At 56.5% G+C, this 13,583-nt stretch carries 9 protein-coding genes; 7 read left to right on the top strand and 2 right to left on the bottom strand.

All coding sequences use genetic code 11. The annotated features are described in order from the left end of the window. Positions 1-88 precede the first annotated feature (88 nt). A complete protein-coding gene (gene mak / locus AM410_RS02175) occupies positions 89-994 on the top strand; it encodes a fructokinase (RefSeq protein WP_108647473.1) in 906 nt (301 codons plus the stop codon). 60 nt (positions 995-1,054) lie between these two features. Here the strand turns inward: mak and sbcC are convergent, their stop codons facing one another. Together sbcC and sbcD are read right to left on the bottom strand one after the other, a co-directional pair. After that, entirely contained in the window at positions 1,055-4,186 is a 3,132-nt protein-coding gene (gene sbcC, locus AM410_RS02170; protein ID WP_108647471.1) for an exonuclease subunit SbcC, read from the bottom strand. Further along, entirely contained in the window at positions 4,183-5,388 is a 1,206-nt protein-coding gene (sbcD, locus tag AM410_RS02165) for an exonuclease subunit SbcD (protein WP_032681573.1), read from the bottom strand. Before sbcD ends, sbcC begins: the two co-directional genes overlap by 4 nt. Positions 5,389-5,575: 187 nt before the next feature. Here sbcD and phoB point away from each other — a divergent pair, with 187 nt between their 5' ends. From phoB to AM410_RS02135, 6 genes are all read left to right on the top strand, one after another. Beyond that, entirely contained in the window at positions 5,576-6,265 is a 690-nt protein-coding gene (gene phoB / locus AM410_RS02160; protein WP_008503265.1) for a phosphate response regulator transcription factor PhoB, read from the top strand. 21 nt (positions 6,266-6,286) lie between these two features. Further along, complete coding sequence (gene phoR, locus AM410_RS02155) at positions 6,287-7,582, top strand: phosphate regulon sensor histidine kinase PhoR (RefSeq protein WP_014168833.1); 1,296 nt, start codon at positions 6,287-6,289, stop codon at positions 7,580-7,582. Positions 7,583-7,991: 409 nt separating this feature from the next. Further along, the gene (gene brnQ, locus AM410_RS02150) at positions 7,992-9,311 is read left to right on the top strand and encodes a branched-chain amino acid transporter carrier protein BrnQ (protein ID WP_014168834.1); all 1,320 of its coding nucleotides are present in this window, start codon (positions 7,992-7,994) and stop codon (positions 9,309-9,311) included. Between the two features lie 81 nt (positions 9,312-9,392). Further along, the gene (gene proY, locus AM410_RS02145; protein WP_014168835.1) at positions 9,393-10,766 is read left to right on the top strand and encodes a proline-specific permease ProY; all 1,374 of its coding nucleotides are present in this window, start codon (positions 9,393-9,395) and stop codon (positions 10,764-10,766) included. 153 nt (positions 10,767-10,919) lie between these two features. Further along, complete coding sequence (gene malZ, locus AM410_RS02140) at positions 10,920-12,737, top strand: maltodextrin glucosidase (protein ID WP_073395605.1); 1,818 nt, start codon at positions 10,920-10,922, stop codon at positions 12,735-12,737. A gap of 200 nt (positions 12,738-12,937) precedes the next feature. Continuing rightward, a complete protein-coding gene (locus tag AM410_RS02135; RefSeq protein ID WP_014168837.1) occupies positions 12,938-13,579 on the top strand; it encodes a hydrolase in 642 nt (213 codons plus the stop codon). Positions 13,580-13,583: the final 4 nt, after the last annotated feature.

Below are 13,583 nucleotides of genomic sequence, written 5' to 3'. Positions count from 1 at the left end.
CATGATAACGAATTGTCGCATCGCTTGCATTGCTAATCGGGAAGCGGGCTTCTACTCTGTTGATAATCAAAATAATGAGGAGTGTCTTGTGCGTATTGGGATTGATTTGGGCGGCACCAAAACAGAAGTCATCGCACTGAGCGAGCAGGGGGAGCAACTGTTCCGCCACCGTCTGCCTACGCCGCGCGATGATTATCACCAGACTATCGAGACGATTGCCCGGCTGGTCGACATGGCTGAGCAGGCGACAGGGCAGACCGGCACCGTTGGGATGGGGATCCCGGGCTCAATCTCGCCCTATACCGGGGTGGTTAAAAACGCCAACTCCACCTGGCTCAACGGTCAGCCTTTTGATAAAGATTTAAGTCAGCGCCTGAACCGGGAAGTGCGTCTGGCAAATGACGCCAACTGTCTGGCCGTCTCCGAAGCCATTGACGGTGCCGCCGCAGGGGCCCAGACCGTTTTTGCGGTCATTATCGGGACCGGCTGTGGCGCAGGCGTGGCCCTGGGCGGGCGTGCCCATATTGGCGGCAACGGTACGGCGGGCGAGTGGGGACATAATCCCCTGCCGTGGATGGATGACGATGAACTTAAATACCGCGCCGAGGTGCCGTGCTATTGCGGCAAGCAGGGCTGTATTGAGACGTTTATCTCCGGCACCGGTTTTGCCACCGATTACCTCCGCCTGAGTGGCCAGCCACTCAAGGGGAACGAGATTATGCGCCGGGTCGGGGAACACGATCCGGTGGCTGAGCTGGCTCTCAGCCGCTATGAAATGCGGCTGGCGAAATCCCTGGCGCACGTGGTGAATATCCTTGACCCTGACGTGATTGTGCTCGGCGGCGGGATGAGCAACGTCGACCGTTTATATGCCACGGTGCCGAATCTGGTGAAGCAGTGGGTCTTCGGCGGCGAGTGTGAAACCCCGATCCGCAAAGCGGTGCACGGGGACTCCAGCGGCGTGCGCGGCGCCGCGTGGCTCTGGCCGCTATAGCCATTCTCCCTCTCCCTACGTGAGAGGGGCGGGATGAGGGTGCCCTAACGCAGGGCACCCTCACTCCACCGCAAACACCTTATCCAGCTTGCTATACCCCAGCCCGTTAATCTTCTTCACTTTGATCTGCACCGGGATCCGCTCTTTCATCGCCTCGACGTGGCTAATCACGCCAATGGTTTTCCCGGTGGCGTTCAGCGCGTCGAGCGCATCGAGGGCGGTATCCAGCGTTTCGCTGTCGAGCGTGCCGAAGCCTTCATCCAGGAACAGCGAATCGATGCGTGTCTTGTGGCTCACCAGATCGGAAAGCGCCAGCGCCAGTGCCAGGCTAACAAGGAAGCTTTCGCCGCCGGAGAGGGTACGGGTATCGCGCACCGCGTCCGCCTGCCAGGTATCCACCACTTCGAGTTCCAGCGCATCGCTGACCTTGCGCTGCAGTAAATAGCGCCCGTGCAGGCGATTTAGCTGCTGGTTGGCAAGCCAGACCAGATTATCCAGCGTGAGCCCCTGGGCAAACTTACGGAACTTGTCGCCGGTGCTGGAACCTATCAGCGAATTCAGATAGCTCCAGTCATCGGCCAGCCGCGCGGCCTCTTCAATATGCTGCATGAGCGCCAGCTGGTGCTGACGGTTATCGCTGTCCTGTTTAAGCTGCTGGCGGATCTCACCCTGATGAGTGGTGTTCTCCCGAAGCTGTTGCCCGAGTTGCTGTAGCTGCAACTGCAGGGTTGGCGCGTCGAGTTCCAGCCCTTCCGGTCGCTGCGTCTGATGAGCCTGCAGCTGCTGGTTTGCCTGTGCGAACAGCGCGGTTGCCTGCTGAAGCTGGTTTTCCAGGGTCTGCTTACGGTGTTCAAGACGGCGGATAGTCTCTTCATCAAGCAGTGCAGCCAGAAAGGCCTCCCGATCGGCGAAGCAGCTTGCGGTCAGTGCGGCGGTGAAGTGCGTCGTGGCGTGCTGCAGCCGCTCGCTTTCGAGGCTTTCCTGCTGTTGCAATGTGGCAAGCTGGCTCTGAAGAGAAACGCATTCGTCGTGCGTTTCGCGCCAGTTATCAGGAATGGCCGGTTCGGTTTCTGTGTCGTTTGTGGCGGGCAGGGTGTCGAGCAGCGGCATCAGAGCCGTCATGCGCTCCTGCATGACACCATGCTGAGTCTGTTTTTCCTGCCACTGTGCGAACTCGGTTTCTCGTTCGTTCAGCCAGGCAGCCTCTGTGCCTTCTTCCGGGACGTTGAGTGACAGCGTCAGCAGGGTCGTTTCCAGCGCCTGGCGCGTGGCCGTCAGCTGCTGTTGATACTGACGCGCCTGCGCGTCCTGTTCATTCAGCTGTTGCTGGAGCGTCAGACGCTGGCTCAGCTGGTAAAGCTGACGCTCATACTGCTCTTGTTCGTTCATCCACGGGGCAATATCTTCCTGAATATTCAGAGTGATATTCAGGGACGCGCAAACCGATTGCCACTCTTTAGTGAGCGCTTGCTCCTCCTGAGAGAGCGTCTGAGCGTCGTCTGTCTCACGCTGGATCTGCCGGGTCAGGGCATTCACCTGACCGAGAACTAACAATCCTTCCTCTTTAAGCGCAGCGACCTCTTTGGCTAACTGGTCGCGACGCTGCTGGTTGGCACTCAGCTCCAGCGCCTGATAGGCAGTGACCGCCGGGTGCGAGGTTGAGCCGCACAGCGGGCAGGGCTGTCCCGCCTGCAGCTGCGCACGCTCTGCCTCCAGACTTTTAATCTTCTCTTCCTGTCTGCAGAGCGTTTCAAGATCCAGATAGTGCTGGTTTTTCTCTTTGTACTGCTGGCGACGCAGCGTCAGCGTTTCATTGAGTTTTACCTGCTCTGCCTGGGCTTTCTGCAGGCTTTCACCGCTCTGGCGCAGACGCTGTTGCAGCGGCAGATAACGGGCCTGAAGCGACATCAGCCGCTGGCGGAAAGTCCGTGACTGAGCCTGTTGCTCCATCGCCACGCTGACCTCGTCAGCCGTGAGCGTCAGGGCGTTTTCCGGCATCTCTGTCAGCTTCTGGCGTAATTCAGCAATGCGCGTGGAAAGCGTGGCGATCTGATGTTTATCGCGATTCAGCTGTGCAAAATGGGCGCGCCAGCCTGCTATCTCCTGGCCCCACTGACGATACCGCTCGTGCTCTGCCAGCCACTGTGCCAGCGCCGTAAGGTCGGTCTGCAGTTGTGCATGGCTACGCTGGGCCGTATTACGGATACGCGAGCGCAGCGCGGTTTTTGCTTGTAAGCGAGCATTTACTTCAACAATGCGCTGCTTCGTTTGCCCCAGCCGGGTGGTTTGCTCTTGCTGGCTGTCCCACAGTGGACGCAGCTGGGCGGCGGGGTGAGCAAGCTGGAGCGTTGCCAGCTCGGGCGCAGCCTCGGTCAGTGCCTGTTGCGCCTGTTGCTGCAAGGTGGCAACGCGCTGCTGCTCACGTATAAGCTCGTCATTGCGCGTAAGCCACTGAAAATCTTTCTGTTGATTCTGCTGTTGCGCCAGCAGCGTTTTTTCTTCGTCAGTAAGTGCCTGCAAACTTTGCTGTAACTGCTGCTGTTGCTCTTCACTCAACAACACGACGCCTGCAGCCTGTGCTTCATGCACCTCAAGGGCGTTACGTGCGGCTTTGTGTTTCTCAAACACCATGGCGGAAATCTGACCGTAGATCTCGGTTCCGGTCAGTTCTTCCAGCAGTTCGGCGCGGTCGGAAGGTCTGGCATTGAGGAAGGCGGCAAATTGCCCCTGAGAGAGCAGCATTGAGCGGGTAAAACGGCCATAATCCAGCCCGGTGAGGGCGGCCGTTTGTTCCAGTTTATCCGACACTTTGTCGGCCAGAATTTTACCGTCCTCACAGCGTGCCAGCTCGACGCGCGGGGCCTGAAGATTACCGTCGGGCTGATTTCGCGCGCGGTTCTGACTCCAGAAAGCGCGATAGGCAATACCTTTGACTTCAAACTCAACTTCGGCAAGGCATTCGGCCGTGTCGCGCGTCATCAAATCGTTTTGTGCCTGGGAGACTTTCTGCAGGCGCGGCGTTTCGTGATACAGCGCCAGACAAATGGCGTCGAGCAGGGTCGTTTTCCCTGCGCCGGTAGCCCCGGTAATCGCAAACAGTCCGTTGCTGGCAAACGGCTCCGCGGTAAAATCGATTTTCCACTCACCCTTCAGTGAGTTGAGATTTTTCAGACGCAGGCTGAGGATTTTCATGCGTTTTCTTCCTCATCGTTCAGGGCATGCAGGGTGTGCGTAAAAAGCTCGTTCAGCCGTGCGCGTTTCGCGTCGTCAATCTCCTCGTGGGAGAGCCGGCGTTCAAAAACCTCTTCCACCCTGAGCTCGCTGAGCGTTTCGCGCTGAGCGCCGAGCAGAATTTTCTCGCGCTGCTCGCGGCTGCGGCGCACCAGCAGCACCTCTACCGGCAGGTCTTCCGTGAGTACCTGAATTTTACGCTGCACATCATGCAGGTAGTCGCCGCTGGCGATCTCAATATCCAGCCAGACCGGCGGGTTTTGTTCCACGCCGCGCCACTGTTCAAGCTGGGCGGTGATGGCGTCCAGATCGCCTTTCAGCACCGCCAGCGGTTGGGTGACGGGCACTTCCAGCGTGTCGACGGCGCTGAGCTTGCCGTCGCTAAAGCTCACCAGATGGACACTTTTGGCTTTGCCGGTCTCATCAAAACTCAGCGAGATGGGCGAACCGCAGTAGCGAATGTGCTCGCAGCCGCCGATAACCTGCGCCCGGTGGATATGCCCGAGGGCAATATAATCCGCGGGCGGGAAGTTTTGTGCCGGGAAAGCATCCAGCGTGCCAATATAAATGTCACGCACCGCGTCGCTTTTGCTGGCCCCAACGGTGGTGAGGTGCCCGGTGGCAATCACCGGAATCGCCTGGTCGCCGCGAAGGGCACAGGCCTGGGCATGCTGCTGGTGGTAATAGTCGGTGATGGCCTGCAGCAAATGCTGCTGTTTTTCAGCGCCGGAAAGCCCCGCCTGGCTTTGGACAATATCGCGCGGGCGTAAAAATGGGATCGGACACAGTACCGCACCCGGCGTCCCGTCGCGCTTTTTCAGGATCTGCGGCGCATGTCCTGCGCTGGCCACCACGGTAGTATTGAGAAACGCCAGAATATCGCGGGATTCATTTAACGTTGCGACGGAATCATGGTTGCCGGCAACAATCACCAGATGACAGCCCGTTTGCTGCAGATTGACGACAAAACGGTTATATAACTCGCGCGCATAGCTGGGGGGCGAGCCGGTATCGAAGATGTCACCCGCCACAATAATGGCGTCCACCTCATGAGAGCGGGCCGTATCCAGCAGCCAGTTCAGGAACGCTTCGTGTTCAGCCGCCCGGCTTTTGCTGTAAAAATTTTGACCCAGATGCCAGTCAGAGGTGTGTAGTATGCGCATTGCTGATCCGTGGCGAAAAAGAGAAAGCAGGATTATAAACTGTCAGGGAACAGAAAATAACCGCTGTAATAAAACAACAGTTTGCCCTTTACAGTGGTACTGTTTTTCATAAATCTGTCATAAATCTGACGCATAATGACGCCGCATTACAAACTTGTAACTTAAATAAGATAAAACAGGGCAAAGTATGGCGAGACGTATTCTGGTCGTAGAAGATGAAGCTCCGATTCGTGAAATGGTGTGCTTCGTGCTCGAGCAAAATGGCTTCCAGCCGGTTGAGGCGGAAGATTATGACAGCGCGGTGAACCAGCTGAATGAACCCTGGCCCGATCTGATTCTGCTCGACTGGATGTTGCCTGGCGGCTCCGGGCTGCAGTTTATCAAACACCTGAAACGTGAAGCGCTAACCCGCGACATACCGGTTGTGATGCTCACGGCGCGCGGTGAAGAAGAGGATCGCGTACGCGGTCTGGAAACGGGGGCGGACGATTACATTACCAAACCGTTCTCACCGAAAGAGCTGGTTGCCCGCATTAAAGCCGTGATGCGCCGCATTTCACCGATGGCGGTGGAAGAGGTGATTGAGATGCAGGGACTGAGCCTTGACCCTACCTCACACCGCGTCATGACCGGTGAAAATCCCCTCGATATGGGGCCTACCGAATTTAAACTTCTGCATTTCTTTATGACTCACCCGGAGCGCGTATACAGCCGCGAACAGTTGCTGAATAACGTCTGGGGAACTAACGTGTATGTCGAAGACCGGACGGTTGACGTACATATCCGCCGCCTGCGAAAAGCGCTGGAACTGAGCGGCCACGATCGCATGGTGCAGACGGTCCGCGGCACGGGTTATCGTTTTTCAACCCGTTTCTGAACAATGACAGGAGTGTGACGCGTGCTGGAACGTCTGTCATGGAAAAGGCTCGTCTTTGAACTGATCTTATGCTGTATTCCGGCCTTCATTCTGGGGGCCTTTCTTGGATATTTGCCGTGGTTTCTGCTGGCGTCGGTTACCGGGCTTCTGATCTGGCATTTCTGGAACCTGCTGCGCCTCTCGTGGTGGCTGTGGGTTGACCGAAGTATGACGCCTCCGCCGGGAAGCGGAAGCTGGGAGCCGCTGCTGTACGGTCTGCACCAGATGCAGATGCGTAACAAAAAGCGGCGTCGGGAGCTGGGAAGCCTGATCAAACGCTTCCGTAGCGGCGCTGAGTCGCTGCCGGATGCTGTAATACTGACGACCGAAGAAGGGACGATCTTCTGGTGTAACGGCCTCGCGCAACAGCTGCTGGGCCTGCGCTGGCCGGACGATAATGGCCAGAACATCCTCAACCTTCTGCGTTATCCCGAGTTCACGCTGTACCTGAAAAAGCGTGATTTTACCCGCCCCCACAACCTGAAGCTCAATAATGGGCGCCACCTGGAAATTCGTGTGATGCCTTACAGCGATCAGCAGTGGCTGATGGTTGCCCGTGATGTCACCCAGATGCACCAGCTGGAAGGGGCGCGACGCAACTTCTTTGCCAACGTCAGCCACGAATTACGCACTCCGCTGACGGTGCTTCAGGGGTACCTGGAGATGATGCAGGAGCAAACGCTGGAAGGCGCGCCGCGCGAGAAAGCGTTGCATACGATGCGTGAACAAACGCACCGTATGGAAGGGCTGGTGAAACAGCTGCTGACGCTCTCGAAAATTGAGGCCGCCCCCTCGCTGGCGTTGAATGACACCATTGATGTTCCGATGATGCTGCGGGTGGTGGAGCGCGAAGCGCAGACGTTAAGCCATAAAATGCATCAGCTGACCTTCGAGGTCGACAACACGCTCAAGGTGCTTGGCAGCGAAGATGAGCTGCGCAGCGCCATTTCCAATCTGGTGTATAACGCGGTGAATCATACGCCAGCGGGGACGGATATCGTGGTGCGCTGGCAGCACACGCCAACGGGCGCTGAGTTCAGCGTAGAGGATAACGGGCCGGGGATCGCACCTGAACACATCCCGCGTCTGACCGAGCGCTTCTACCGGGTGGATAAAGCGCGCTCACGGCAGACCGGCGGCAGCGGTCTGGGGCTGGCTATTGTGAAACACGCGGTGAATCATCATGAAAGCCGTCTCGATATTCAAAGCACGCTGGGTAAGGGAACCCGCTTCAGTTTCGTTATCCCGGAACGATTAATTGCCAAAAAGATCGCCTGACGACAGGCGTGTCAGTTTACCTTTCCACGGGCCAGCGTTTGCTGGCCCGTTTGCTTTGCAGTCAAGCGAAACGCGGCTGAATATTATACGGCTGGCTGTTTTTTGTTCGCATGATTAGCCATGGGTTTTTCTTATAATTAGCGTATTGTGCTGGTCTGATTTTTGATGCTGGCATATTGTTCTGGTTTCACGATCCCATCTTGCCTTTAAACGTTATAAGCGTTTAAATTGCGCCCCAGATACTGTCATACCGACTGTATTTGCGTGGTAAATCGAAAAACTATTCTTCTCCACGCCAGGACGGGAGCATATCCCGCTGAAATTGAGCAAATTTTCCGCTGTATCGCCCCGTCAGGGATAGCGAAAATCTCAATGTTTTCAACACCACATCCACAGGCAGTAAGGTTTTATGACCCATCACTTAAAATCGCGTGACATCATCGCGCTGGGCTTTATGACATTTGCGCTGTTCGTTGGCGCAGGCAACATCATTTTCCCTCCAATGGTTGGCTTACAGGCGGGTGAACACGTCTGGACCGCTGCGTTTGGTTTCCTGATTACTGCTGTGGGTCTGCCGGTACTGACCGTCGTCGCGCTGGCGAAAGTCGGTGGTGGCGTTGATAGCCTCAGTACCCCGATTGGCAAAGTGGCCGGCATTCTGCTGGCGACCGTCTGCTATCTGGCCGTTGGCCCGCTGTTTGCGACCCCGCGTACCGCGACCGTATCCTTCGAAGTGGGGATTGCCCCGCTCACTGGCGATGGCGCGATGCCGCTGTTTATCTACAGCCTGATCTACTTCGCGATTGTGATTCTGGTTTCCCTCTATCCGGGCAAGCTGCTGGATACCGTGGGTAACTTCCTGGCTCCGCTGAAAATCGTGGCGCTGATTGTGCTGGCGGTTGCGGCCATTGTCTGGCCCGCAGGCCCGATTAGCGATGCGATGGACGCCTATAAAAACGCCGCGTTCTCCAACGGCTTTGTGAACGGCTACCTGACGATGGATACGCTGGGCGCAATGGTGTTTGGTATTGTTATCGTGAATGCCGCACGTTCCCGCGGCGTAACCGAAGCGCGTCTGCTGACTCGCTACACCATCTGGGCTGGCCTGATGGCCGGTGTGGGGCTGACGCTGCTGTACCTGGCGCTGTTCCGCCTGGGCTCAGATAGCGCCATACTGGTCGATCAAAATGCCAACGGCGCGGCGATCCTCCATGCTTACGTACAGCACACCTTTGGTGGTGCGGGTAGCCTGCTGCTGGCGGTACTGATTTTCCTGGCGTGCCTTGTCACCGCCGTGGGGCTGACCTGCGCCTGCGCTGAGTTCTTTGCTCAGTATCTGCCGCTCTCTTACCGCACGCTGGTCTTTATCCTGGGCATCTTCTCCATGGCGGTGTCAAACCTCGGTCTGAGCCACCTGATTCAGGTCTCTATCCCGGTGCTGACGGCCATCTATCCGCCGTGTATCGTGCTGGTGGTGCTGAGCTTCACCCGCCCGTGGTGGAACAACTCGTCGCGAATTATTGCGCCAGCCATGTTTATCAGCCTGATTTTTGGTATCCTTGACGGGATTAAAGCATCCGCCTTTGCGCAAATACTGCCAGCCTGGACACAGCGTCTGCCGCTGTCCGAGCAAGGCCTGGCCTGGTTGATGCCTACCGTTGTTGCACTGGTTCTGGCCATTATCTGGGATCGTGCTGCAGGGCGTCAGGTCGCATCGAACGCCCATTAATCAACGGCAACAAACTGTTTAACCACGGGGCTTAAGGCCCCGTGGTTTTTTGTTTTTTTCGAGTTGAATGGCAAGATTTAAATGGAAAGCACTAACAAACTCAAACGTGGACTCAGCACCCGCCACATTCGCTTTATGGCGCTGGGATCCGCTATCGGTACCGGTCTTTTTTATGGCTCGGCAGATGCCATTAAAATGGCCGGTCCCAGCGTTCTGCTGGCCTACATCATCGGTGGCGTGGCCGCGTATATCATCATGCGCGCCCTCGGGGAGATGTCGGTTCACAATCCGTCTGCCAGTTCGTTCTCGCGCTATGCGCAAGAAAACTTAGGCCCGCTGGCGGGCTTCATCACCGGATGGACCTACTGCTTCGAAATTCTGATTGTGGCTATTGCCGACGTTACCGCCTTTGGCATCTACATGGGCGTCTGGTTCCCCGCGGTTCCGCACTGGATCTGGGTGCTGAGCGTGGTCCTGATCATCTGTGCCGTCAACCTGATGAGCGTGAAGGTGTTTGGTGAACTGGAGTTCTGGTTCTCCTTCTTCAAAGTTGCCACCATTATCATCATGATTATCGCGGGCTTTGGGATCATCATCTGGGGTATCGGCAACGGCGGTCAGCCAACGGGGATCCATAACCTCTGGAGCAACGGCGGCTTCTTCAGCAACGGCTGGCTCGGCATGGTGATGTCGCTGCAGATGGTCATGTTTGCCTACGGCGGGATCGAGATTATCGGCATTACCGCCGGGGAAGCAAAAGACCCGGAGAAATCCATTCCGCGCGCCATCAACTCAGTGCCAATGCGTATTCTGGTGTTCTATGTGGGGACGCTGTTCGTCATTATGTCCATCTACCCGTGGAACCAGGTGGGCACTAACGGCAGCCCGTTTGTGCTGACCTTCCAGCATATGGGCATCGCGTTTGCCGCCAGCATCCTGAACTTTGTGGTGCTGACCGCCTCGCTTTCGGCAATCAACAGTGACGTCTTTGGCGTGGGCCGCATGCTGCACGGAATGGCGGAGCAGGGCAGTGCGCCTAAGGTGTTTGCCAAAACCTCTCGTCGCGGCACGCCGTGGGTGACGGTAATGGTGATGACCGTAGCCCTGCTGCTGTCGGTCTACCTGAACTACATCATGCCGGAGAATGTGTTCCTGGTGATTGCGTCGCTGGCGACCTTCGCGACCGTGTGGGTGTGGATCATGATCCTGTTGTCGCAGATTGCGTTCCGTCGCCGTCTGTCACCGGAAGAGGCGAAAGCGCTGAAGTTCAAAGTGCCGGGTGGGGTGGTGACAACCGCTGTCGGTCTGGTCTTCCTGGTCTTTATCATCGCCCTGATTGGCTATCATCCGGATACCCGTATCTCCCTTTACGTGGGCTGCGCGTGGATCGTCCTGCTGCTGCTGGGCTGGATGTTTAAATGCCGCCGCGACCGTCAGCTGGCGCAGGCACAGTAATCGTCCCTCTCCCCGCAGAGGGACTGGAAGGAGGCATCCGCTCACCCGGATGCCTCCTCCCCCGTCCTCCTCCCTCAATAAACCTCGTCATGATGAGCTAACCTTAACCACCCTGTGGCAAGGTGACGTCAATTTCATCAAAGGGGATTCGTGATGTTAAACGCCTGGCACCTTCCGGTTGCCCCATTTGTTAAGCAAAACAAAGACAACCTTGTGATTACGCTCTGGCTGGCGGGGGAAAATCAGCCTGAACGCGTGACGCTACGCGCCGAAATTGATAACGAAGAGACCGCGCTGAAAATGCATAAGCAGCGCAGCCAGCCGCAGCCCGGGATCACGGCGTGGCGGGCAAACATCGATTTAACCCGTGGACAGCCGCGTCGTCGCTACAGTTTTAAACTGCTGTGGAATAACCGCCAGCTGTGGTTTACCCCGCAGGGGTTTAGCCGTTTTCCGCCGGCCCGGCTGGAGCAATTTGCCGTCGATTACCCGGACAATGGCCCGCAATGGGTTAACGATCAGGTGTTTTACCAGATTTTCCCGGACCGCTTTGCCCGCAGCGAAAAGCGCACTGCAGACCAGGACAAGGTTTATTACCACCACGCAGCAGGTCACGACATTATCCTCAAAGCATGGGATGAACCGCTGACCGCGCAGGCGGGTGGCTCGACGTTTTACGGCGGCGATCTCGACGGGATCAGCGAAAAACTCCCGTACCTGAAAAAACTGGGCGTGACGGCGCTGTACCTTAACCCGGTGTTTAAAGCGCCGAGCGTGCATAAATACGACACCGAAGATTATCGTCATGTTGATGAGCAGTTTGGCGGCGATGCCGCGCTGCTGCGCCTGCGACAGAACACTAAAAACGAAGGGATACGCCTGATTCTGGACGGCGTGTTCAACCACAGCGGGGATTCGCACGCGTGGTTTGACCGTCATAACCAGTCGATGAGCGGGGCATGCCATAACCCGGATTCGCCGCAGCGTGACTGGTACAGCTTTAATGAAGAGGGCTACGCGCTGGACTGGCTGGGCTACCCAAGCCTGCCGAAGCTGGATTTCCAGTCGCCTTCTCTGGTCAACGAAATCTACGGCGGTGAAGACAGCGTTGTCCGCCACTGGCTTAAGGCACCATGGAATATGGACGGCTGGCGTCTTGACGTGGTGCATATGCTGGGTGAAGCGGGCGGAGCGCGGAATAACCTTCAGCACGTTGCAGGTATCACCCGCTCAGCGAAAGCCGCGCAGCCGGAGGCCTTTGTCTTTGGCGAGCATTTTGGCGATGCACGCCAGTGGTTGCAAGCCGATGCAGAAGATTCGGCCATGAACTACCGCGGTTTTACCTTCCCGCTATGGGGATTTCTGGCGAACACCGATATCTCCTACGATCCGCAGCATATCGACGCCGAAACCTGTATGGCATGGATGGATAACTACCGCGCCAGCCTGTCGCATCAGCAGCAGTTGCGGATGTTTAACCAGCTGGACAGCCACGATACCGCACGTTTTAAATCCCTGCTTGGCAAGGATGTGGCGCGCCTGCCGCTGGCCGTTACCTGGCTCTTCACCTGGCCAGGCGTGCCGTGCATTTACTACGGTGATGAGGTGGGGCTGGAGGGGAACAACGATCCCTTCTGCCGCAAAACCTTCCCCTGGGATCCGGCGAAGCAGGACAAGGCGCTGCTCAGCCTGTACCAGCGTCTGGCTAAGCTTCGTAAACAGAACCAGGCGCTGCGTTACGGTGGCTGTCAGGTGGTGTATGCCCACGATAACGTGGTGGTGTTTGCCCGCGTCTACAACCAGCAACGCGTGCTGGTCGCCATCAACCGCGGAGAAGCCTGTGAAGTGGTGCTGGATGACTCTCCGTTGCTGCACGTGAAGGCGTGGCAACGCAAAGAGGGTAAAGGCACGATTCAGGAAGGCATTCTCTCCTTACCGGCCATTTCCGCCTCCGTCTGGTTCGGAAATTAATCGTCATCAGCAACCGGTTTATTTCCCGGTTGCTGAAAATTCCCCTAAGTTGTTCGGTTAATTTCAACAGAGGGGACAAATATCTTTACTATCCGCTCAATCAATTCTCGCTATACTCAAATTGCTTTATCAGTCAGGGCCCTTTCTCATATAGCACACCAAAACGTTGGCTTTTAACACATTGATTAAAAGGTACTTTTATGTCTATTCGTGAACTGATTGACCCGTCCAATTCCGTACTGATTTTTATCGATCACCAACCGCAAATGTCTTTTGGCGTGGCAAATATTGACCGTCAGTTATTAAAGAATAATACGGTGGCTCTGGCAAAAGCAGGCAAAATTTTTGATGTTCCGGTTATCTACACCTCTGTCGAAACAAAAAGCTTTAGCGGATACATCTGGCCAGAACTGCTGGCGGTTCACCCGGCGGTTAAACCGATTGAACGTACCTCTATGAACTCCTGGGAAGACGATGCGTTTGTTGCGGCAGTGAAAGCAACGGGCCGCAAGAAACTTATCATCTCAGCCCTGTGGACCGAAGTTTGCCTGACCTTCCCGGCGCTGATGGCTCTGGATGAAGGGTTTGAAGTTTATGTAGTGACCGATACTTCCGGCGGTACCTCCGTAGATGCCCATGAACGTGCGATTGACCGTATGGTTCAAGCGGGCGCGGTTCCTGTGACCTGGCAGCAGGTGCTGCTTGAGTATCAGCGCGACTGGTCTCGCAAAGGCACTTACGACGCGGTCATGGACCTGGTCCGTGAGCACAGCGGTGCTTATGGCATGGGCGTTGACTATGCCTACACCCTCGTTCACGGTGCGCCAGAACGCAAAGCGTAAACCT

It is taken from the genome of Enterobacter cloacae complex sp. FDA-CDC-AR_0164 (assembly GCF_003071645.1).
GTDB classification, from domain to species: Bacteria; Pseudomonadota; Gammaproteobacteria; order Enterobacterales; family Enterobacteriaceae; genus Enterobacter; species Enterobacter ludwigii.
This window is presented reverse-complemented; position numbering and strand designations above follow the sequence as displayed.